The 21,809-nt window shown below is 67.0% G+C and carries 25 protein-coding genes; 7 read left to right on the forward strand and 18 right to left on the reverse strand.

What is annotated here, in order from left to right; all coding sequences use genetic code 11:
- Positions 1-13 precede the first annotated feature (13 nt).
- The 17 genes from IFU00_14655 to IFU00_14735 form a co-directional block, all read right to left on the reverse strand.
- Positions 14-778, reverse strand: coding sequence for a glucosaminidase domain-containing protein (locus tag IFU00_14655; GenBank protein MBD8543522.1), 765 nt, complete (start codon positions 776-778; stop codon positions 14-16).
- Positions 765-1,193 (reverse strand): flagellar export chaperone FlgN, encoded by a 429-nt coding sequence (gene flgN / locus IFU00_14660; protein ID MBD8543523.1) that lies wholly within the window; start codon positions 1,191-1,193, stop codon positions 765-767. The genes IFU00_14655 and flgN overlap by 14 nt, the downstream gene beginning before the upstream one ends.
- 2 nt (positions 1,194-1,195) lie before the next feature.
- The gene (flgM, locus tag IFU00_14665) at positions 1,196-1,468 is read right to left on the reverse strand and encodes a flagellar biosynthesis anti-sigma factor FlgM (protein ID MBD8543524.1); all 273 of its coding nucleotides are present in this window, start codon (positions 1,466-1,468) and stop codon (positions 1,196-1,198) included.
- Between the two features lie 29 nt (positions 1,469-1,497).
- Positions 1,498-2,475 carry an OmpA family protein gene (locus IFU00_14670; protein ID MBD8543525.1) on the reverse strand — a complete coding sequence of 326 codons (978 nt, stop codon included), beginning with the start codon at positions 2,473-2,475 and terminating at the stop codon, positions 1,498-1,500.
- Positions 2,476-2,478: 3 nt separating this feature from the next.
- Positions 2,479-3,390 carry a flagellar motor stator protein MotA gene (motA, locus tag IFU00_14675; GenBank protein ID MBD8543526.1) on the reverse strand — a complete coding sequence of 304 codons (912 nt, stop codon included), beginning with the start codon at positions 3,388-3,390 and terminating at the stop codon, positions 2,479-2,481.
- 37 nt (positions 3,391-3,427) lie between these two features.
- Positions 3,428-4,156: a FliA/WhiG family RNA polymerase sigma factor gene (locus tag IFU00_14680; protein ID MBD8543527.1), complete on the reverse strand. Its 729-nt coding sequence runs from the start codon at positions 4,154-4,156 to the stop codon at positions 3,428-3,430.
- A gap of 34 nt (positions 4,157-4,190) precedes the next feature.
- Positions 4,191-4,640 carry a flagellar basal body-associated FliL family protein gene (locus tag IFU00_14685; GenBank protein MBD8543528.1) on the reverse strand — a complete coding sequence of 150 codons (450 nt, stop codon included), beginning with the start codon at positions 4,638-4,640 and terminating at the stop codon, positions 4,191-4,193.
- Positions 4,641-4,650: 10 nt separating this feature from the next.
- Positions 4,651-5,796: a flagellar hook-length control protein FliK gene (locus IFU00_14690; protein ID MBD8543529.1), complete on the reverse strand. Its 1,146-nt coding sequence runs from the start codon at positions 5,794-5,796 to the stop codon at positions 4,651-4,653.
- A 20-nt stretch (positions 5,797-5,816) separates the two neighbouring features.
- Positions 5,817-6,134, reverse strand: coding sequence for a hypothetical protein (locus IFU00_14695; GenBank protein ID MBD8543530.1), 318 nt, complete (start codon positions 6,132-6,134; stop codon positions 5,817-5,819).
- On the reverse strand, positions 6,127-6,516 hold the full coding sequence (gene fliS, locus IFU00_14700; protein MBD8543531.1) for a flagellar export chaperone FliS: 390 nt from the start codon (positions 6,514-6,516) through the stop codon (positions 6,127-6,129). The genes IFU00_14695 and fliS overlap by 8 nt, the downstream gene beginning before the upstream one ends.
- 19 nt (positions 6,517-6,535) lie before the next feature.
- Positions 6,536-7,924 (reverse strand): flagellar filament capping protein FliD, encoded by a 1,389-nt coding sequence (fliD, locus tag IFU00_14705; GenBank protein MBD8543532.1) that lies wholly within the window; start codon positions 7,922-7,924, stop codon positions 6,536-6,538.
- A gap of 41 nt (positions 7,925-7,965) precedes the next feature.
- Positions 7,966-8,409, reverse strand: a complete 444-nt coding sequence (locus IFU00_14710) for a flagellar export protein FliJ (protein MBD8543533.1) — start codon at positions 8,407-8,409, stop codon at positions 7,966-7,968.
- The gene (fliI, locus tag IFU00_14715; protein ID MBD8543534.1) at positions 8,406-9,746 is read right to left on the reverse strand and encodes a flagellar protein export ATPase FliI; all 1,341 of its coding nucleotides are present in this window, start codon (positions 9,744-9,746) and stop codon (positions 8,406-8,408) included. Before fliI ends, IFU00_14710 begins: the two co-directional genes overlap by 4 nt.
- Positions 9,743-10,429 (reverse strand): flagellar assembly protein H, encoded by a 687-nt coding sequence (locus tag IFU00_14720; protein MBD8543535.1) that lies wholly within the window; start codon positions 10,427-10,429, stop codon positions 9,743-9,745. Before IFU00_14720 ends, fliI begins: the two co-directional genes overlap by 4 nt.
- A complete protein-coding gene (fliG, locus tag IFU00_14725; GenBank protein ID MBD8543536.1) occupies positions 10,426-11,454 on the reverse strand; it encodes a flagellar motor switch protein FliG in 1,029 nt (342 codons plus the stop codon). Before fliG ends, IFU00_14720 begins: the two co-directional genes overlap by 4 nt.
- Positions 11,438-13,039, reverse strand: a complete 1,602-nt coding sequence (gene fliF, locus IFU00_14730) for a flagellar M-ring protein FliF (GenBank protein ID MBD8543537.1) — start codon at positions 13,037-13,039, stop codon at positions 11,438-11,440. The genes fliG and fliF overlap by 17 nt, the downstream gene beginning before the upstream one ends.
- A 107-nt stretch (positions 13,040-13,146) precedes the next feature.
- Positions 13,147-13,497 carry a flagellar hook-basal body complex protein FliE gene (locus IFU00_14735; protein ID MBD8543538.1) on the reverse strand — a complete coding sequence of 117 codons (351 nt, stop codon included), beginning with the start codon at positions 13,495-13,497 and terminating at the stop codon, positions 13,147-13,149.
- A gap of 317 nt (positions 13,498-13,814) precedes the next feature.
- On the opposite strand from IFU00_14735, the gene IFU00_14740 reads away from it, so the two are divergent.
- From IFU00_14740 to IFU00_14770, 7 genes are read left to right on the forward strand one after another with little or no spacing between them, the layout of a single operon-like run.
- Positions 13,815-14,735, forward strand: a complete 921-nt coding sequence (locus tag IFU00_14740; GenBank protein MBD8543539.1) for a hypothetical protein — start codon at positions 13,815-13,817, stop codon at positions 14,733-14,735.
- Positions 14,735-15,091, forward strand: coding sequence for a FliM/FliN family flagellar motor switch protein (locus tag IFU00_14745; GenBank protein ID MBD8543540.1), 357 nt, complete (start codon positions 14,735-14,737; stop codon positions 15,089-15,091). Before IFU00_14740 ends, IFU00_14745 begins: the two co-directional genes overlap by 1 nt.
- Positions 15,091-15,867 carry a flagellar type III secretion system pore protein FliP gene (gene fliP / locus IFU00_14750; protein ID MBD8543541.1) on the forward strand — a complete coding sequence of 259 codons (777 nt, stop codon included), beginning with the start codon at positions 15,091-15,093 and terminating at the stop codon, positions 15,865-15,867. Before IFU00_14745 ends, fliP begins: the two co-directional genes overlap by 1 nt.
- 33 nt (positions 15,868-15,900) lie before the next feature.
- A complete protein-coding gene (fliQ, locus tag IFU00_14755) occupies positions 15,901-16,170 on the forward strand; it encodes a flagellar biosynthesis protein FliQ (protein ID MBD8543542.1) in 270 nt (89 codons plus the stop codon).
- Between the two features lie 16 nt (positions 16,171-16,186).
- Entirely contained in the window at positions 16,187-16,966 is a 780-nt protein-coding gene (gene fliR / locus IFU00_14760; GenBank protein MBD8543543.1) for a flagellar biosynthetic protein FliR, read from the forward strand.
- Positions 16,956-18,092, forward strand: a complete 1,137-nt coding sequence (gene flhB / locus IFU00_14765) for a flagellar type III secretion system protein FlhB (GenBank protein ID MBD8543544.1) — start codon at positions 16,956-16,958, stop codon at positions 18,090-18,092. The genes fliR and flhB overlap by 11 nt, the downstream gene beginning before the upstream one ends.
- Before the next feature lie 26 nt (positions 18,093-18,118).
- Complete coding sequence (locus IFU00_14770) at positions 18,119-20,191, forward strand: flagellar biosynthesis protein FlhA (GenBank protein MBD8543545.1); 2,073 nt, start codon at positions 18,119-18,121, stop codon at positions 20,189-20,191.
- On the opposite strand, the gene IFU00_14775 is transcribed toward IFU00_14770, so the two are convergent.
- The gene (locus tag IFU00_14775; GenBank protein ID MBD8543546.1) at positions 20,192-21,742 is read right to left on the reverse strand and encodes an MFS transporter; all 1,551 of its coding nucleotides are present in this window, start codon (positions 21,740-21,742) and stop codon (positions 20,192-20,194) included.
- Positions 21,743-21,809: the final 67 nt, after the last annotated feature.

Raw genomic sequence — 21,809 nt, forward strand, 5'->3', positions numbered from 1 at the left:
GTCAAGCCGGGCATCATTCAGCCGTCCCCTGCAGCTTGCCGGCGATGCGCGCCAGCTTCGACGCGTAGTCGGGGTCGGTAGCGTAACCGCCACGCGCCAGTCCCTGCGCAAACGCCTGCGCATCGTTGCCCGTATTGAGCGCGCCGCGGTAGCGCGGGTTGTCCAGCAACACGCGTGCGTAATCCTGGAATGCACTGGCCGCATCCGGATAGGCGCGAAAGCGCTCACGGGTCGTCAGCGCCGCGCCGTTCACGTATTCGGTGGTGGTCGAGTCGCCCGTTGCGCCATTCCAGCGCGGCCCGGCCTTGATGCCGAATAGGTTGTGGCTGCTCGCGCCGCCGGGGGCGCGCAGCGGCCGCTGGCCCCAGCCCGATTCAAGGGCTGCGTGGGCCTGCACCAGTTCCGGCGCCACGCCGAGCTGCTGTGCCGCCTGGCGTGCCCAAGGCGCGATGCTGTCCAGGAATGCCTGCTGCTGGGGCGGCCTGGCGACGGCGTTTGGCGCGGGGACGCCATCAGCGCCGTCAGCGCCCTCGGTGCCATCCATGATCAGGCCGGTGGCGCGCGCGCGCAGCAGCGCACCTTCGGCGCTCAGTGCGCTGGCAGCGCCGCCAGCCGGGTCGCCATGCTGGATGTAGGCGGCCACTTCACTGGCGACATCGTTCAGCAGGCTGCCAAACCTCGCGCTGCCGCCGGGTGCGGCGGTCGGGCGCGTTGCGTTCGCTGCGCTCGTTGCGGCGGTTGGCGCGGTCGCGCGGGTCGACATGTCAACGTGGCGCATACAACTGCTCCTCGCCGTGCAGCACGCGCTGCATGATGCCGTGCTGTTCGGCCAGCAACTGGCCGTTGCGCAGCGTCGCCTCCTTGCAGGCGCGCACCGTCTGCTCCAGCGCCTGCCAGGCCGCCTCGAAGGCGGCGCGCGGCGCGGGCGCCAGCGTCGCGCTGTACTGCGCCATCGTTCCCTGCGGACCCAGCAGTGCGCGCACGAGATTCACGCGCTGCTGGCGGCGCGCTTCCATGGCGTCGAGCAGCGGGGTGAGTTCATCGGCCAGCGCGCTCAGTTCGGCGCTGCGGTGGCGCACGGCGGCGTCGAACTGGCGTTCGAGCAGCATCAGGATGTTGGCTGCTTCCTTGACATCCTGCGTGACGCCATCGGCAAGCAGCGTGTTGGCCTGGGTGCGGGTGAGGGTGGCCATGCTCAGCGTCCCGTGTGAAATTTTTGAATCAGGCCGGCCAGGCGCCCCGCATCGAACGGCAGCTCGCCGCGTGCGAGCGCTTCGCGCAGCTCGGCCACGCGCACGGCGTCGAAGTCCGGCATGGCGCTGAGCGCATCGGCGGCCGGCTGCAGCACTGCCGACTGCAAGGCGGCGGCCGGTGCTGCCGGTGCTTCGGTCTGGACCGGTACCGAGACCGCACCGGCGCCAGGCGTCACGGTGGTGATGGCGGACGACGATGTGCCGGAGATTTTCATGCGATTACCTCGTGATTTGGTGTTGATGGTCATGGCGATGTCGGCAGCTGGCCGCGCAGTGTGTCCAGTGCCACCGCGTCGGGCAGGCTGACGGTCGCGCCCGTACCGGCGTTGCCGACCAGTGTCCTGGCTGCGGGTGCGCCGGTGGCCGGTGCGCCGAACATGCCGGCCACCGCGCGCGACTGCGCGCCCGTCAAAATCAAGAGTTCGATGCGGCGGTTCTTGCCGTCGAGCGGCTGTTCGGGATGCAGCGGGCCGCGGTCGGCCATGCCCACCACCTGCAGCACGGTGTCGGTGCGCATGCCGCCGGTGAGCAGCTGGGCCCGCGCCGACAGCGCGCGGTCGGTCGACAGCGCCCAGTTCGAATAGGCGCCGCGGTCCATGCCGGCGTAGCGGCTGGCGTCGGTATGGCCGACGATCAGCATCTGGTTGCGCATCTGCGCGAACAGCGGCCCCATTTTTTGCAACAGGCGCGCAAAGCGCCCGGTCGGCAGCGCGCTGCCGCGCATGAACATGCCCTGCTTGTCGGTATCGTGCAGCATCACGCGCAAGCCGTAGGGCGTGACCACGGTGGCCAGGTTCGGCGCCAGGCCTGCTTCGGCCGACAGCTCGGTGAGTGCTTTGGACAGCGCGGACAGGTCGGCCTGCGTTTCATAGCCGACCTTCGGTGCGTTCGCATCGCCCCCGCTGCCAGGATTGCCGGGGCCGCCATTGCCGGTGTGCGGTACCGGGAAGCGTTCGATCAGGCTGCCGCTGGGTTCGCTGGCGATGGCCGGCTTCTGGCCCTGGCCTTCGAGCATGCCGCTCTCGGTTGCTTCGCTGATGATGGCTTTCAGATTCTGCTGCTCGCGCGACGCGATCAGCCACAGCACCAGGAACAGGGCCATCAGCGCCAGGCAGAAGTCGGCGAACGCGACTTTCCAGGCGCCGCCATGCTCGTCATGCTGGTGCTTGCCGCCACCGCGCTTGACGATGGTCGATTCGTGCTTGTCGTTCGTTTTCGACACGTGTTACCCCGTCATGCGGTCGGCGGCGCGCCGGCGCTTGTTCTGCGATTCGTCTTCGCCGCCCATCGCATTGATCCACTGTTCGAGCTGGGCAAAGCTGGGCTTGGTATTCAGCTGGATCAGGCGACGCCCGGCGTCGATCGCCAGCAGGGCAGGCTTGCCGGCCACGTGGGTGCACAGCACGACCTTGACGGTTTCCATCGTCGAGGCGTCCGAGTTGACCCGCTGTTTCATCAGGTTGGCCAGCGGCTCGAGCACGCCGTAGCAGGCGAAGATGCCGATGAACGTACCGACCATGGCCGCGCCGATCTTTTCGGCGATCTCGCCCGAATCGGCGCCGCCCGAGACCGAGTACATCGCCATCACGATGCCCAGCACGGCCGCCAGGATGCCGAAGCCCGGCATCGCCTCGGCGATCTTCTGCAGCGACTTGGCCGGTTGCGTCAGCTCTTCGTGGATGGCTTCGAGTTCCTGTTCGAGCACGCCTTCGAGCTCGTGCGCGTTGATCTTGCCCATTGCCATCAGGCGGAAGTTATCGACGATGAATGCCAGCAGCTTGGTTTCGTCCAGGATCGCCGGATAGCGCTGGAACAGCGGACTTTCGGCGGGCGCCTCGACGTGCGCGTCGAGTGCCTTCAGGCCACCGGCGGCAGTCTGCAGCAGCTCGTACATCAGGAGCAGCAGCTGGCGCTGGAATTCCGAGTCGTGCTTCTTGCGCGCCGCCACCTTCTTGAGCTGGTGGCCCAGTTCGGCCAGGACGTGCCTCGGGTTGCCGAGCACCAGCGCGCCCAGCGCGGCGCCGCCGATGATCAACAGCTCGATCGGGTGGAAGATCGAGGTAAAGGTGCCGCCCATCAGGGTAAAGCCCCCGAAGACGGCGCCAAGCACGATGGCGATACCGAGTAATTGCTGCATGACGTGGTGCCTTTCTGGCGGTTTCTGTGGTGTCGGTTCAGTCGCGCCGGAGCGCGGTCTTCATTTTTGCCAGCGCGCTCTTGTTGAGCTGGCAGACGCGCGCGTCGGACAGGTCGAGCACGGCGGCGATTTCCTTGTAACTCAGTTCGAACTCGTAGATCATCTGGATCACGTGCTGTTCCTTGTCGTTCAGCCTGGCCAGCGCCTGTTCCAGGCCGCGCCGCACCATGTAGGCGTCTTCCGGGCCGGGCGTGTGCTGCGCGGCGCCGACCGCTTCCTGCAGGATCTCGTCGAAGCTGAGCATTTCTTCGGCGCTTTCGGCCAGCAGATACTGTTGATATTCATCCGGACTCAGGCCCAGTGCGCCTGCCGCTTCCTGTTCGGTCGGCTCGCGGCCCAGGCTGCGGGTGAGTGCGCGCAGGGCGTCGCGCTGACGGTGGCTGTCCTGGCGCACGGCGCGCGGGCGCCAGTCCTGGCGCCGCAATTCGTCCAGGATTGCACCGCGCACGCGCAGCGCGGCGTAGCTTGAAAACCCGGTGTCCGGCGTGCCATAGCGACGCAGCGCTTCCAGCAGGCCCATCAGGCCGATCTGTTCCATGTCCTCGCGCCCCAGCGCGCCCGAGACCTGGCTGCCGAGCTGGCGCACGATGCGCTTGACCAGCGGCGCATACGCCACCAGGTGACGCGACTCGTCCTGCGGCGACAAGCCCGCGCTGGCCACCACGTCGCCATATTCGCTGGCGGCGGCATCGACGTAATCGGTCATGTAGGCCACGGCGTCTCCGGGATCAGGCTGCGTATCACTCGATGATCAGCTTGCCGACCATGACTTCGGAAAACGGCTTGATGTGGTTTTCCTTCGCATAGTTGGCGTTGAAGACCTTGTTCAGCTCGGCCGCGTACTGGTCCACCGTCATGGCGGACGCTTCGGTCATCGTGCGGGCCGACAGGGCGGACACCACGATGCTGCGCAGCAGCGGCAACTGTTCCTTGGTGGCCTTTTCGTCCGCTGCCGTGGTGGCCAGCACCAGGTCGACCGACAGGTAATGGGTGGCCTGCTCGGCCGGCGCGCGGCGCAGCATGACGATGACCTTGTCCAGCGTGACGTACTTGGTCAGCTTGGTCTCGGGCGCCGGCTTGGCGGCCACGGCGGCGCCTGCGGTCGTGCTCGTGTACCACATGGCGCCACCGGCGGCGGCGGCCGCCAGGACGGCGACTGCGGCAATGGCGATGATCAGTTTTGATTTCATGGGGGTCGTGTCAGTTCATCGAGAAAAGCGTGGCGCCGGCAGCGGTTTCGTCGTGCAGCGCGCGGCCAGGGGTGCGCGCCTGTTCCTGTTCCTGGCGCGAACGACCCTGGGCATCGGCCTGGCCCTGGCCCGGCGTCTGGCCGCCGGTCTGGGCGCTGGCCTGCATGCGCGGCACGTCGCTGACGTTGACCGAGACACTGTTGTACTGGCGCCCCGCGAGGTCGCTGCGCAGGCTGTCGCTGACGGCGTTCAGCTGGCGCAAGACGTCGCTGTTGGAGGCGGCGATATGGATCTCCAGGTTGCCACCGCTGTGGCGAATGGCGATGTTGATGCGGCCGAGCATCGGCGGCTCGAGGCGGATCGTGGCCTGGTCGATGTTGCGGCCAAGCTGGAGCTGCAGGCGCTCGCCCAGCGCTTCGTGCAGGTTCTGGCGCCATGCGGTCGGCGGGCCGGCCAGCACGATGCTGTCGGCGCCGCGCGCGCCCGCCGGCGGCGTGGCGGCGCTCACGCCCGGCGCCGTCGTGACGCTGGCGACCTCGGCGCTGGCCTCGGCCGCGGCCTCACCCGACACCGGCGCGGCGGCAGGCATGGCGTTCGACTGCGCCGTCACCGGCTGGGCGTCGCCCGGGCCAGGCCCGGTTGCTGCTGCCGGCATGCCCGCGGCCTGCACGGCAGATGGCAGGATCGGCGGCGCTGCGGCGGTCAGCACATTGGCCGCTGCCAGTGTGGCGCGTGCACCGCCCGCCTGGCCCACGCCATCATCGGAGGGCGCAGCAGCGCCATCACCGGCAACGCCGGGCTTCGCACCCTGCATCGCCAGCATCATCGCTGGCAGTGCGGCCGGCGCCACCAGCGGCGCCATCGCGGCCAGCAGGACGTCAGGCGCGTGCTCTTCTTCGGGCGCTGCCTTGGCGTCGCCGGCGTCGGCGTCCGGCGCTGTCACGGTATCGCCCTGCGGCGCAGCGGCGGTCTCGGGCAACGCTTGCTCCCGTGCGATCCAGTGACCGAAGGGCATGGCCGCCGCTGGCGGCGTCGCAGGCGCCTGGGCCGGCGTGTCAGCCCCGGCTGCGCCGGCAGGCGGCGCCAGCGTATCGGGCGCCGTTGCCGGCGCGGGATTGCCGGCCACGCTGCCGGCCGCGCGCGTCGCAGTATTCATGGCGCTGTTCATCGCAAGGTTCATTGCACAATCTCACCAGGTTCGGTTGCGCCCGCGAGGGCATAGGCCATCCAGCCTTCCTTGTTGTCGCGCATCTCGTCCATGCGCGCCTGCAGGCCGGCAGCAGCAGCGGCGCCCGCATGGGCGGCGCGCTCGTGCGCTGCCTGCAGTTGCCGCAGGGCCGCACGCTCGGCGGCGCTCCACGGGCCCTTGACGGCCAGTGCCTGCAACTGGCGCGCCAGGTCGCCCACGGCCCGCTCGAGGCCATCCCAGTCGGCGCCGCTGACGGCGGCGTCGAGCTCTGCGCCCAGGCGGCCGATGACGAGTGACCTATCCATTGCGTTCCTGGACGCCTTTCCAGCCCTGGCGAATGGTCGACAGGATGCGGGTGACTTCATCGACCATGTCCGGGTCGAGCTTGATGCCGGCCGTGTGCAGGCGGCCCGCGCAGAAATCGTAGATGCGTGCCAGGTTGGCGACCGTGTCGCCGCCGCCGTCGAAGTCGAGCGAGCTGGCCAGGCCATTGATGATCTCGACGCACTTGTTGATGCTGTTTGCCTTCTGTTCGTAGCGGCGGGCGACGATGTGCGCGCGGGCGCGCGCCAGTTCGTCGAGCAGGCCGTCGGTGAGCAGCAGCACCAGGTCGACCGGCGAGGCGCGCGTGGTCTGCGCGTCGAGGTTCACTGCGTGGTAACTGCCGTAGGCTTCTTGATAGGACATGGTGGGAATCCAGCTGTGGTTATTTGTCGTTGCTGAACAGGGCATCGAACAGGGATACGTTGTTGTTCATCACGGACTGCATCGTCTGCAGCTGCGTGAATTGGCGCAGGTAGCGCTGGTAGGCGGCTTCATGCTGCCCGTCGAGCGAAGCCTGGCGGTCGCTCAGGCGCGATTGCTGGGTGGTGGTCTGTTCACGGCGCTGCCTGATCTGGCCGTCGACGCTGCTGCTCCAGGTTTTCAGGTAGGTGTCGAGCGCACCGGCGATGCCGGTCGGGGCCGATGAACTTGGCGCGCCGATCAGCGCGTCCAGGCCGGTCGGATTGACGGCCAGCTGGCTGGTCAGGCGCGCCGCATCCAGTTCGAGCGTGCCGCTGCGGGTGGAAATGATGCCGTAGGCCGCGAGCGAATCGCCACTGGCGGGCCGCAGCAGCGACCCGAGCCGGTCGCCCAGCGCGCGCACGCCACTGTCATGCGCGAACGCGCCCCCGGCCACGCCCTTGGCAGCATCGCCGCTGGCGGTCAGCTTGCTCAGCGTGGTCTTGAGCTTGTTGTAGGCGTCGACGAACGCCTGCACGTTGGCCGTGGTGGTCTTGGTGTCGGCCGACACGGTCAGCGTGACGGGCGCCGCGCCGGTCGTCTGGGCTCGGGTGAACGTCATGCTGACGCCATCGACGGCGGTGAACGTGTTGCTGGCCTGCGTGATCGCGGTGCCGTTCTCGGCGCCGACGCGGATTTCGGCATCCTGGGCCTCGACCAGCACCCGGCGCCGCGCCGGATCGGCATTGGCGTCAACCAGGCTGGACGTACCGGTGATGCCGCTCGTATCGAGCGTGATGGCCGAGTTCAGGCCGGTATCCCGGGCGGTGAGCACCAGCTCCGCCGTACCGCCGGTGGTGACGATCGAGGCCGTGACCTTGCCCCCGTTGCCGGCTGCGCCATTGATGGCGGCGGCCAGTTCGCGCGTGCTCAGCGCGCCGCCGTCGGTGTTGGCCGCGGCCATGTCGACGTCGAAGGCGAGGGCCCCGCCCATGTTCAGTTTGAGCGTGCCCGCCACGCCGGTGCTGTCGGTCAGGCCCGTGAGCGAGACCTGGCTGGCCGTGGCGATCTGCTTGACGAAGAACGCATACGTGCCGGCGGCGGCCTTGCTGCTGGCCGTGGCGCTGCCGATCGTGGTGTCGCCAAACACGGCGGACTGGGCGAACACCTTCTTGTTTGCGCCCGTGAGCGCCGCCAGGCTGGTCTGAAACGCCAGCAACGCCGAATTCATCTCGGTCAGACCGCGCTCGGCGGCCGTGGCGGCGGCCAGCTGCGTCGTCAGGATCTGCTGGCGCGGCGCGACGTACTTGTCCGCCAGATTCGTCGCGGTCGGGACGGGATCGTAGACCGGTGAGGTGATTGCCGTTGCCATGGGATGGGTTCCTTGTGGTTGCGTGTGCGTTCGGGTTGGGCTCAGGCCCGCCCGGCCAGCCAGGATTGGGTGGCGATATCGTCTTCGCGCTTGCGGGTGGCGCGCTCCTGCCCGGCGGCCTGCGCACTCTGTTCGCGCGCCAGTACCTTGCCCAGCAGTTCGCGTCCGACCCAGGCATCCCTGAGCCGGTCCTGCGACACCGCCATGTTCGCCTGGTGCAGCGACAGGTCGACCCGGTGGCTGTCGGCCAGCGCCATCACGCCCTGCTTGTAGGCGCCGCAGTTCAGCGCCATCGCAGGATTGATCTGCAGCGCCGCGCCCGATGCGCCGCTGCCGTGTGTCAGCGCCGTCAGGCGTTGCAGATTGTTCTGGTAGCGCACCCGGGTGGCTTCCTGGCTCGCCAGATCGGCTTCCAGCCGTTCGACCTGGGTCGAACGCAGTTGCACCAGGGTGCCCAGGCTGCGGATGGTCGTCGAACGTGTCATGCCATGATCGCTTTCAGGGCGTCGATGCAATGGTCGATGGGCGCGCCTTCGCGCGTGCCCTGGCACAGGAACGTCTCGATATGCGGTTGCAGCGCTACGGCGCGGTCGGTCTCCGGGTCGGCGCCCGGCACGTACGCGCCCAGCGGAATCAGGTCGCGCACGCGCGCATGGCGCGCCAGGGCCGCCTTGAGCTTGCGGGCGGCCAGCGTGTGCTCCGGCGTGACCACCTGCGCCATGCAGCGCGAGATCGATTGCGCAATGTCGATCGCCGGGTAGTGGCCGCGCTCGGCCAGTTCGCGCGTGAGCACGATGTGACCATCGAGGATCGCGCGCGCCGAGTCGACCACCGGATCCTGCTGGTCGTCGCCCTCGGCCAGCACGGTGTAGATGGCGCTCATGCTGCCTTGCGGGTTTTCGCCATTGCCGGCCGATTCGACCAGTTGCGGCATGTTCGAAAACACCGATGGCGGATAGCCGCGCGTGGCCGGCGGCTCGCCCAGCGACAGCGCCACTTCGCGCAGCGCCATCGCGTAGCGCGTCAGCGAATCGCACAGCAGCAGCACGTTCTGGCCGCGGTCGCGAAAATGCGCCGCCACCGCATGGCACAGCTCGGTCGCCATGACCCGCATCAACGGGCTGTCGTCGGCCGGCGCGACCACGAGAACGGCGCGTTTCAGGCCTTCTGGCCCGAGCGAGCGCTCGACGAATTCGCGCACCTCGCGATTGCGCTCGCCGATCAGGCCGACCACGATCACATCGGCCACGGTCTGGCGCGTAATCAATCCCAGCAGCACCGATTTGCCGACGCCGGAACCGGCCATCAGGCCAACGCGCTGGCCCTTGCCGATGGTGAGCATGGCGTTGATGGCGCGCACGCCGACGTCGAGCGGCTCGTCCACCGGGGTTTTCTTCAGCGGATTCACGCGCGGCGGGGCAGGGGCGAGCGGCTGGTCGCCACCCAGGCGGCCCAGGCCATCGATCGGCTCGCCCAGGCCGTTGACCATGCGGCCCATCCAGCTCGGGCCGATCATCAGCTCGGCCTTGTCCGCCGCCGGCAGCACGCGCGCGCCGGTGGCCAGGCCGGTCGCCTTCTTGAACGGCATCAGGTACGAGACCTTGTCGCGAAAGCCGACCACCTGCGCATCGAGCCACTCGCCATCGACCGTTTCGATGCGGCAGCGCTGGCCCGTGTGCAGGCGGCAGCCGCTCGCTTCCAGCAGCAGTCCCTGGGCGCCGACCAGGCGCCCGGTGGGCGTGGCCACCGGCACCGCGCCGAGTTCGACGGCGCGCAGCGAGTCGGCCAGCGAATGGGCCAGTGAGTGCGCCAACCCCGTCATGCCCGTTCCCCTTCACCGAGCAACTGGTTCTGGACCTGTTCCATCACGGCCGCGAGGCGCCCCTGGCAACCGGCATCGACTTCATGGTCGCCCGAACGCACGCGGCATTCGCCGGCTTCGAGCGCCGGGTCGGGCAGGATCGTCCATTTCTTGGCGCGCTTCGGATCGAGCTCCAGCACGCGGCGCAGTTCTTCCGGATTCATGAACACTTCGACCTGGTCGCGCGACGGCGGCATCACGGTCAGCGCTTCCTCGACCAGCGAGAGCAGCTGCACCGGTTGCAGCGCCAGCTCGGCGCGGATCACCTGGCGCGCGATCTTGCCTACCAGCTCGACCACTTCGGTGCGCTGCGCGGTGCGCAGGTCGGTCTTGAGTTTCTTGAGGCTCTTGAGCATCGCATCGACCGGTTTGGCCAGCTGTTCGAAGCTCTCGAGCGCCATCGCGCGGCCTTCGTCGATGCCCCGTTCGAGGCCTTCGATCTTGCCTGCGGCAATGCCGTCGGCGCGACCCTGGTCCAGCCCCGCCTCGTAGCCGTCACGCTGGCCCTGGCGATAACCGTCGGCCAGCGCGCTTTGCCACTCGTCGGCGGCATTGCCACCGGCCGCCCCGGCGGACGCGCCGGCAGGGCGCGCCGCGCTGAACTGGTGCAGCGGCGGAAAGTGGTAAGTGCGAAACGGTTTCATTCGGCGGTCGCTTCGGCAAACAGCTGGATGTCGATCTCGCCAGCGTCGGCCAGCTCCTTGACCGTGGTCATGATTTCGCGGCGGGTCTGCTCGATGCGCGACATCGGCACCGGGCCCGAGCGGCGCATCAGGTCTTCGAAGCTTTGTGCCTGGCGGCGCGGCATCGCGGCCAGGATGGTGTCGCGCAGCGGCGCTTCGGCGCCTTTCAGCGCGATCGCCCACTGCTCCAGCGGCACGTCGTCGAGCAGGCGCGAGATGACCGGTTCGGTCTGGCGCGACAGGATGAAGAAGTCGTACATCGACATCTCGATCTGCGAGACGACTTCGGGATCGTGGGCGCGCAGCAGTTCGACCATGCCGGCGCGGTTGTCCTGCAGGCGGTTGAGGATGTCGGCGACCTGACGCACGCCTTCGACGCTGGCGCTTTGCGTATCGAGCGCGGCCAGGCAGCGACCCACCAGCTCTTCGAGCTCGTGCAGCACGTCGCGGTTGATCTCGTCCAGGCGCGCCATGTTCAGCAGTACCAGTTCACGGCCTTCCACCGGCAGCGCTTCGAGGATCTGCGAGGCCAGCGCAGGCGGCAAAAAGGCCAGGAACACGGCCTGCATCTGCACATGCTCGCTCGAGACGAATTCGGCCAGCCACTTCGGCGACGCGTACTGCAGGCGCGCCATTTTCGGGCGGATCGCATCGCCATAGATCGAATTGAGCACGCTGTTGGCGATGTCGCTGCCCAGCGCCAGGTCCAGCGAGCGCTTCAGGTAGCTGCGCGAGGCGCCATGCAGGCCGCTTTGCTGGCGGTAATCGTCGAAGAACGTCTGCAGCGCCGATTTGACGGTGTCGACCTTGATGCCGCTCATGCGCGACATGACCTGGGTCAGTTCCATCAGTTCGTCGCGCTCGAGACAACGCAGCACGGCCGCAGCCTGTTCTTCGCCGATCGACAGCAGCACGATGGCCGCCTGCTCGACCGGGGTCAAGCCGGCCTCGAGGTCGCTGTCTTCGATGTTATTCAGTTCGGCCATGTTTTTTCTGTACCCATTGTTTGACGACTTCAGCAACGCGCTCCGGCTCCTTGGCCGCCAGCACTCTCAGGTGATCGACCATGACGTCGACCGGCGAGCCGGATGGCGGCAAGTCGTAGTTCTCGAGCAGGGGAATGACGGCGCCCGGGCTGCCCTGCGCGGGCGCTTCGAGCGCCGCCACGCTGCCAGGCAGCGCGGTGAGCGGCGCCGCGGCAGTGGCGCTCGGCAATGCCGGTGTGGCCGGGATGGCCGGCGTGGCTGGCGATGGCGCCAGGCGCGTGGTGGCGGCGCGCAGCAGCGGCCGGGCTAGCAGGAAGTAGGCCAGCAGCGCGCCGACGGCCCACAAGGCCCAGCTCGCCATGTCGACGATGTTGTCGCGTTGCTGCCACCAGGCCTGTTCCACCGGGGCGGCCGGGAACTTCATGGCCGACACGGCCAGCACATCGCCCCGTGCAGCGTCGATGCCCAGGCCACCGGCCAGGATTTTCTCGATATTCGTCAGTTCAGCCGGCGTCCAGGCCTTGCCGTCGGCGGCGCTGCTCGCGTTGAGCACCACGGCCACCGACAGTTTTTTCAGGCGGCCCCGCTCGCGCTTGATCTGCGTGATCGCGCGGTCGTAGGCGTACTGGCGGGTGGTGGCGTTCTTGCGCGCGCTGCCATCGTCGGTTTTTTCGGCAGGCGGGGCGCCCGCCGCGTCCGTGACGGCCGGCGCCGGCGGCCGGTTCGACAGCGTGCCCGGCACGCCCATCGCCATGCGGCTTTTTTCCATTTCTTCGCGCATGGCTTCGCTCGTGACTTTCGGGGCTTCGCCGTATTTTTCCTGGGTTTCTTCGATGCGGTCGTTGTCCACGGCGGCCGTCACGCTGACCTTGTAGTTGGCCACGCCAAGGATCGGCGCGAGCAGGTCGTTGACGTTGGCGCGCACCTCGTCGGCGTGGCGTTTTGCGGCCGTGTCGCCCTGCGCGGCGCCATCGAAGCCGTCGGCCAGGTCGATGCGCGAAGACAGGTAGTTGCCGGCCTGGTCGACCAGCGAGACGCGCTGCGGCGACAGGCCCGCCACGCTGCCCGAGACCATGTTGACGATCGCGGCGATCTGTTCGTTGCCCAGGCTGCGGCCCGGCTTGACGGCGACCACGACCGACGCCGAGTTGCCGTCGGTATTGCCGGTCACGAACGAGCTGGTCTTCGCGATGGCCAGGTGCACGCGGGCACTGGCGATCGAATCCATCGTCAGGATGCTTTGCGCCAGCTCGCCTTCGAGGCCGCGCCGGAAACGCACGTCCTGTACGAACTGCGACACGCCCAGCGGGTCGTTGCGGTCCATCAGTTCGAGGCCGGCCGGCAGCTGGGCGGTGACGCCCTTGGCCGCGAGCAGCATGCGCACCTTGCCCAGCTGCGACGACGGCACCAGCACCTGGCCGCTGTCCGGATGGACGCGGTAGGGAATCTGTTCCGCTTCGAGCACCGTCATCATGTCGGCGGCAACGACTTTCTCGCGCGCGCCGAAGACCGGCTTGTAGCTCGATTGATCCTGCCACATGAACATCATGACGGCAGCGGTGACGGCCACTGCCAGGCCCAGCATCAGCGGCAGATTGTTGCGCAGCAGTGGTGGCAGCGCGGGCAGCGCGAGCTTGCCGCTGAAGGGGGACTTGAGGGAGGAGAGCACGTGAGCGTCGCTTGTCAGGTAGATCAGATCGGGAGCTTGAGCAGTTCGTCGACTGCGCCCATGACCTTGTTGCGTACTTGCATCAGCATCGAGAACGAGAGACTGGCTTCCTGGCTGGCCAGCATGGCACCGACCAGGTCATCGCTCTTGCCGGTTTCAACCGCTGTCACGCGGGCGCTCGCGGCCTGATCCTGGGCATCGACGCCGGCGATGGCGCTCTGCATCGCCTGGGTAAATGAAAACGCCCCGGCGCTACCCGTCGGTGCGCCGAGTTCGGCAAACGAGGCAGCAGCCGGTGCAATTGCCAGACGATTTGCGTCGTTGGTCAATTGCGACAGATCAGCCTGGATCAGGCCAGCAAGTTCGGTTGCCATCATCGTTTCCTTGAAAATTTAATGTTGCTAATCGACCACAAAAAGCATGGCGTTTTTCAGTGATTTCCGGTCGGAAATTGTTAAATACTGCGGAGTGTGGCGCGCCAAATATCATCAAGACACAATGCGGTACCAGTAGCGTCCGTGTTCAAAATCTCCTATGAGAAGTGGAGAATGATGCGGTGCAATGACTCAATATTACCGTAGGGCAAATGATAAATCAAAGCGATATGTCAAAGTTCCGACGGTAAAAGTCGCTGTATAATTATTGCTGTTGGGAATCAAATCAATGTGACATTTACTTCCGATTAAGACAGATGCCAATCAATCAACTTGACCGACGACGCGACCACCAGGTGCTCGATCCGTGCCTGCTGGGACGGCCGGTGCATCTGCTTCCGGCCTTTGCTGCCGGGCTGGCCGAGGCGATCGGCGCCGAGATGGCATCGCCCGGCGGGCGCCGGCACTGGGGTGCTTACCGTCTCGAACACCTCGCGTTCGAACGGGCGCCCGAGCAGCCCGGACTGCGCTGGCTCGGGGTCAGCGGACCCTATGGCGTGGCGGCTGTCGCCTTTGAACGAACCCTGCTTCTGGGGCTGCTGGAAGGGCGTTACGCACGCCGTCAACCAGCGAATTCTGCTGCGGTGCAGCAGAGCCCGGAGCTGGAGCGGGTCACGGCGACCGAAGAGCGTCTCGCTGTCACACTTGCCCAGCAACTGGCCGGCCAGCTCGATGCACGTGTGGCCGATGGCCTGGCCCGGCTGGACAGCGCGCCCGCACCCGTCAAGACCGGCGCCGGCGCCGCGATCGTGCCGGCGGGCGCACCCGGCAAGACCGGATGGGTGCTGCGCGCCGTGCTGCGCGCGCAGTACGGCCGGCGCGATACCGATGAGCCGACCCAGGCTGCGCCGGAAGGGCAGATCTGGATCGGGCTCGACCACGCCCTGATGGCCTGCGTACTGCAGGGCATCAAGGCCGATCGCGGCGCCGTGCGCGCGGCGGGCGGCGCGCGCATGCCGGGCGAGCCGCTGGCCACGCGCCTTGAAGTCAAGCTCGACGGCTGCCTGGTGAGCAAGGAGATCACGCTCGCCACACTGTTCGGCCTGCAGGTCGGCGATGTGATTCCCGTGGCGCTCGGTCGCGCCGATGTCGTGCTGGATAACTCGCGCCTGTTCACCGCCGCAGTAGCAGAGCACAAGGGCAAGCTGTGTTTAACCTCATTTGAAGATGCCGAATAATGGACATGAATCTCAACGAGCAACTGGGTGGCGACGTCATCATTGACGACCTGGACGGCGAAGATGCGTTGCAAGCCGCCGCCGGGCGCACCGGTGCGCGCCAGCTGCCGCAGATGATGCGGCGCATCCCCGTCACGCTGACCCTCGAAGTCGGTTCGGTGCGGATCTCGCTGCAGGAACTGATGGACATCGGGCCATCGTCGGTACTGCCCCTCGATTCGCTCGCCGGCGAGCCGCTGGTCATCAAGGTCAACGGCACCCCGATCGGCCGCGCCGAAGTCGTGGTCGCGGGCGAGCAGTACGGCCTGAAGGTGATCGATCTCGAAGGCCTGAACCTGGACATTCTCGCGCCATGATGTGCTTTACCGGGGGCGTAAGGGCCCGTGCCCCTGCGCTTCTGTCGGCGCTGCTGGTGGGTCTGCTGATCGCGGTCCCGGCCGCAGCCCAGAACCAGGACCTGCTGGCCGGCGTGCTGCCCGGCGCCACGTCCACCAGTGCCGGCATGAGCGTCAAGTCGCAGATCCTGGTGCTCATGACGCTGCTCGGGCTGCTGCCCGTGATGGTCATGATGATGACCTGCTTCACGCGCTTCGTGATCGTGCTGTCGCTGCTGCGCCAGGCGCTCGGCCTGCAGCAGGGCCTGCCCACCCGGATCATCACCGGCATCGCCCTGATCCTGACCATCCTCGTGATGCGCCCCGTGGGCGAGCAGGTCTGGACCCAGGCCTTCCTGCCGTACGACCAGGACAAGATCGGCCTCGAGACTGCGCTGCGCATCGCCGAGCAACCTGTCTCGCGCTTCATGCTGGCCCAGACCAGCAAGGCGTCGCTGGCGCAGGTCGCCCGCCTGGCCGGTGAATCGACGGCCCAGCCGCCGCAGCAGCACAGCTTCCCCGTCAAGCTGGCCGCGTTCGTGCTGTCCGAACTGAAGACCGCGTTCCAGATCGGCGCGATGCTGTTCATCCCGTTTTTGATCATTGACCTGGTGGTCTCGTCGGTGCTGATGGCGATGGGCATGATGATGCTCTCGCCCCTTGTCATTTCCCTGCCGTTCAAGCTGCTGCTGTTCGTGCTGGTCGATGGCTGGACGCTCACGGTGAGCACACTGGTTGGCAGCATCCATGCTTACTAGTATCAAACCTGGCCTGGCCACGGGAGAATCGCGATGAGTCCCGATATCGCCGTCGACCTCGTGGTCGAGGCCCTGCAGATCGTCATGCTGATGGTGATGGTACTGGTGATCCCGGGCCTGCTGGTTGGCTTGCTGGTGGCGCTGGTGCAGGCGGCCACCCAGATCAACGAACAGACGCTGAGTTTTTTGCCGCGCCTGCTGGTGACGCTGCTGGCCGTGATCCTGGCCGGCCACTGGATGACGTCGACGCTGATGGATTACTGCGTCTCGGTGTTTCAGCGCGCGGCAACGCTCGTCGGCTAGGGCAGGGCGCGCGCCGATGGAACTGTACGGCTTCCTGATGCCGCTGATCGGCGCCTTGTGGTGGCCGTTCTGCCGCATCATGGCGATGATGATCACCGCGCCCGTACTGGGCGACGGGACGATCCCCATCCCCGTGCGCGCGCTGCTGGCGGTGGTGCTGTCGTTTTTGATGCTGCCACTCACGAGCAAGGGTGCGATGCCCGATGCGTTTTCGCTGGCCGGCGTGCTGGCGATGTTCGAGCAGGCCGTGATCGGCGCCGTCATCGGCCTGGCGCTGCAGTTCGCGATGGCGGCCATCAGCATGCTGGGTTTCCTGGCCTCGAGCCAGATCGGCTTTTCGATGGCGACCATGAACGACCCGGTCAATGGCCAGGCGTCGGATGTGATTTCGAGCCTGATGGCGCTGGTGGCGATGCTGGTGTTCTTTGCCATCGACGCGCATCTGGTGCTGGTGGCAGTACTGGGCCAGAGTTTTCTGGCCTGGCCGGTGGGCGGCGGCTTGCAGCCGATGCTGCTCGAAGCCGTGGCGCTGAACCTGAGCTGGGTGTTCGCCGCCGCGATCCTGCTGGCGCTGCCGCTCGTGTTTTCCACCGTGGTGGTGCAGATCGGCTTTGGTTTTCTGAACCGCGTCGCGCCCAGCCTGAACCTGTTTTCACTGGGTTTTTCGCTGGTGACGATTTTTGGCTTGCTGATGCTGATCCAGCTGGTGCGCTTCATCCCGGAGCACTACATCGCGATGACCAACCAGTTGCTGGAAATGCTGACCGAACAAATGAGGCTGGCCCATGGCCGATAGCAGCAGCGGCGACAAGACCGAAAAACCCTCGGCGCAAAAACTCAAGAAAGCGCGCGACGAAGGGCAGGTAGCGCGCTCGCGCGACCTGGCGACGGCTGTTGGCATCCTGATCAGCCTGAAGGTCTTCATGCTGATGCTGCCCGGTTACCTGGACGACATGCGCCACCTGTTTCGTCTCGTGTTCGTGCCGCTGGGCGAGGCGGGCGACCTGGAGAACGCGATGTCGACCGTGTTTTCGTCCGCGCTGCTGCTGCTCGTGCACATGGTGCTGCCGTTGCTGGCCGTGCCGCTGGCCATCGTCATTGCCGGCGCGATCCCGGGTGGCATCGTCGCCAGCGGCAAGAATCTGGCGCCGAAGTTCAGCCGCCTCAATCCGCTGACCAATCTGGGCAACCTGTTCAAGCAGAAGCACTGGGTGGGCTTCCTGACATCGGCGGCCAAGGCGATCGTGCTCGGCATCGTGCTGTGGCACGTCTCGAACGGCAGCATCAAGGGCTATATCGAGTTGCAGCGCATGCCGCTGGACGACGCCATCGGCGCCGGCGGCACGCTGGTGTTCGACGCGCTGATGGCGCTGGTGGCGGTGTTCATCCTGTTCGCGCTGATCGACGTGCCGGTACAGAGTTTTCTCTTCATGCGCAACCAGCGCATGAGCAAGCAGGACCTTAAGGAAGAGCACAAGAGCAGCGAAGGCCGCCCGGAAATCAAACAGCGCATCCGCCAGCTGCAAAACCAGCTGGCCCAGCGCAGCGTGCGCAAGTCGGTGCCGACGGCTGACGTTGTGATCGTCAATCCCGAACATTACGCGGTGGCGCTCAAGTACGACGTCAACCGCGCCGAGGCCCCGTTCGTGGTGGCCAAGGGCGTCGACGAGATGGCACTGTTCATCCGCCGCGTGGCTGCCGAGCACGGGCTCGAGGTGGTGGAGCTGCCGCCGCTGGCGCGCGCGATCTATCACACGAGCCAGGTGCAGCAGCAGATTCCCGCGCCGCTGTACCAGGCCGTGTCGCAAGTGCTGAATTATGTTTTACAACTGAATGCGTTCCGTGCAGGCAGGCGCCAGGCGCCGCCCCGGTTCCCCAACGAGGTGGTCGTACCACCGCACCTGAGTGAGGCTCAAGCATGACCGTGACGAATACCTTCAACGCATTCGTGGGAGAGCTGCGTCGCCACAAGTTCGCCGCGCCCGTGTTCCTGATCGCGCTGCTGGGCATGATCATCCTGCCGCTGCCGCCGATCCTGCTCGACGTGCTGTTCACGTTCAACATCGTGCTGGCGCTGATCGTGATCCTGGTGGCCGTGACGGCGCGGCGCCCGCTCGACTTCTCGGTATTCCCGACCGTGATCCTGGGCACCACCCTGATGCGCCTGGCGCTGAACGTGGCGTCGACCCGCGTCGTCCTGCTGCATGGTCATGAAGGCACGCACGCGGCCGGCCAGGTCATCGAATCGTTCGGCAACGTGGTCATTGGCGGCAATTTCGTCGTTGGCCTGGTGGTGTTCGTGATCCTGATGATCATCAACTTCATCGTCGTGACCAAGGGTGCCGAGCGCATCTCGGAAGTCTCGGCCCGCTTCACGCTCGATGCGCTGCCGGGCAAGCAGATGGCGATCGACGCCGACCTGAATGCCGGCCTCGTCAACCAGGAGCAGGCGACCACGCGGCGCAAGGACGTCGCGGCCGAAGCCGACTTCTATGGCGCGATGGACGGCGCCTCCAAATTCGTGCGCGGCGACGCCATCGCCTCGATCCTGATCCTGATCATCAACCTGATCGGCGGCGTCGCCATCGGTGCGCTGATGCACGACCTGCCGCTGGGCGACGCATTCCGCGTGTACGCGCTGCTCACGATCGGCGATGGCCTGGTTGGCCAGATCCCGGCGCTGCTGCTGTCGGCGGCCGCCGCGATCCTGGTCACGCGCATCGGCGAGTCGGGTGACCTCGAACAGCAGGTCGGCCATCAGCTGCTGGCGCAGCCGGGCGTGCTGTACTCGGCGGCCGGCGTGATGATGATCCTGGCGATCGTGCCGGGCATGCCGTGGTGGTTCTTCACGGTGGCCGCCGGCGTTCTGGCGTGGGTCGGCTGGACGATGGCCAAACGTATCGGCGCGCCGGACGTGGCGGGCGTGGCAAAGATCGAGGCGGCCTTGCGCGACGACCGCGTACCCGAACTCGATTGGCAGGCGCTGCCGGTCGTGCAGGCGGTCACGGTGGCGGTGGGCTACAAGCTGGTGGGCATGATCGACCGCGCCCAGGCCGAGCCGCTGGCCAAACGCATCAAAGGCGTGCGCCAGAGCCTGTCGGAGCAGATGGGCATGCTGCTGCCGGCGATTTCGGTGCGCGACGACCTGGCGCTACGCCCGACGCAATACGCGATCAGCCTGTCGGGCACCGTCGTGGCCGAGGCCGAAGTCATGCCCGACCATCTGCTGGCGATCCCGTCGCCGAACGTGTACGGCGAACTCGATGGCATCCCCGGCATCGAGCCGGCGTACGGGATGGCGATCACGTGGATCCTGCCCGAGCAGAAGGCGCATGCGCTGGGCCTGGGCTACCAGGTGGTCGAAGTGCCGAGCGCGATCGCCACCCACGTGTCGAAAGTGGTGCGCGAATACCTGCACGAATTGTTCCGCCACGAAGACGTGCCGGCGATCCTGGAACGCCTGACGGCGCTGTCGCCCAAGCTGGCCGCGGCGCTCGACAAGGCGCTCACGCACACCCAGCTGCTGCGCGTGTTCCGCGTGCTGCTCACCGAAGGTGTGTCACTGAAGGACATCGTGGTGATCGCCACCACGCTGCTCGACAGCTCGGAGACGACCAAGGACCCGATCCTGCTGGCGGCCGAAGTACGCTGCGCGCTGCGGCGCCAGATTGTCTCGACGCTGTTCGGCAAAAAGAAAGACATGCCGGCCTTTAACCTGTCGGCCGAACTGGAAAACATGCTGCTTGGCTCGCTGAACCAGGCGCGCCAGAATGGCGGCGGCAAGGTCGCGCTGGACAATTATCCGATCGATCCGCAACTGCTGGCGCAACTGCAGATCAATATGCCGGTCGCGCGCGAGCAGATGAAGGGGCAGCACACACCGCCGCTCTTGCTCGTGCTGCCGCAGGTACGGCCGCTGCTGGCGCGCTATGCGCGGCTGTTCGCGCCGGGCCTGCACGTGCTGTCGTACAACGAGATCCCCGAAAACCGCGACGTGTCGATCGTCGGGACGGTGGGCTGATCAGCCCTTGGCCACGAGGCGCCGTGTGATCACCGGGCCATCTGGCCCCAGGTGAAACGCCAGCTTGCGCTCGCGCAGCGCGGCGTCACCCGCCGTGGCGCGGTCGAAGCGGCGCAGGTGCTCGGTCCAGGATGGATCGATGATCTGCTCGGTGAACAGGCCCGGATCGCTGACGTCGCGCAGCAACGTCCAGCTGAGCGCGCCCTGGCGCAGCCGCGCGCGCCGGCTCAGTTCCATCAGCGCCATGAAGGCTTCGGTGCGCTCCGGGTCGATCCGGTATTCCACTGTCAGCACGAGGCGCCCGCCATCCTGCAGCGGCGAGAGAGACGGCGCCAGCGCCTTGAGCGCCGACGATGGCGTCATGTCTTCGAGCAGCTCGCGGTCCTGAATCAAACGCAGCACGAGCGCCATGACGACCACGCTGCTGCCAGCCGCATACAACAGGCTGTGCTGCACGCTGTCGAGCGTCGCGACCTGGCCCCAGGCTGCGGCGCCCGTCGCGCTCGCGCCCATCAGGGCCATCTGGTAGATCGACATCCCGCGCGCCCGCACCCAGTCGGGCAGGGCCATCTGCATCGACACGCTCAGCGAATTGGCGGATACGATGAAGGCCATCCCCGACAGCCACATCGCGCTAGAGGTCAGCACCACGTTCGTGCTGACCGCCGCCACCGCGATCATCGCCGCCGACAGCACGGTGCTGGCCATGACGAGCGTATCGCGGCTGAACGCCTGGCGCATGCGCGGCAGGAAGAACACGGCGCTGATCGCGCCGCCGCCCATGCAGGCCAGCAGCAGCGTAAACACGCCGGCGCCGCCGCCGCCCTGCGCGCGCGCGACCAGCGGCAGCAGCGCCATCAGAGCGGTGGAGTGGAAGAACGACGCCGCCACCCGCGCCAGCACCGCTTTCACGCGGTTGGAATGGCGCGCAAACTGCAGGCCGACGCGCATTGCGCCGCCGATCCGCTCGCGCCCCAGCGGACTTGGCACGTGCGTGCGGCGCCAGCGCATGATCACGAAGCCCGAAATCACCGACAGCACCGCATTGAGCACGAACACGTAGGCGCTGCCCAGGCTCGCGATGATGGCGCCGGCAGCCAGCGGTCCGGCAATGCGCGACGCGTTCATCGCCACGCCATTCAATGCCAGCGCCGCCGGCAACTGCGCGCGCGGCACCAGTTCGGGCACGATCGCCGAGAACACGGGCCAGCGCATGGCCAGGCCAATGCCGTTGGCGAACGTGAGCGCCAGCAGCACGGGTGGCGTGATGGCGTCGGCCAGGATCACCGCGCACAGGATCGTGGCCACGACGGCGACCCAGAATTGCGTGATGATGAAATAGCGCCGCCGGTCGAGGATGTCGGCCAGTGCGCCGCTGGGCAGCCCGAGCAAAAACACGGGCAGCATCGATGCGGTCTGCACCAGAGCGACCCAGATCGGCGCGGTCGTCAGCGACGTCATCATCCAGGCGGCGGCCACATCGTTCATCCACATGCAGGTGTTGGCGATCAGCCAGGTCAGCCACAGCATGCGGAACACGGGCGCGCGCATCGGCCCGAACGCCGACGGCGGCGGCGCGGCGTCGTTGGCCGAAGGCGCCGGGGCAGGGGTCTGGGAT

The sequence above is a fragment of the Oxalobacteraceae sp. CFBP 8761 genome, assembly GCA_014841595.1.
Lineage (GTDB): Bacteria > Pseudomonadota > Gammaproteobacteria > Burkholderiales > Burkholderiaceae_D > Telluria.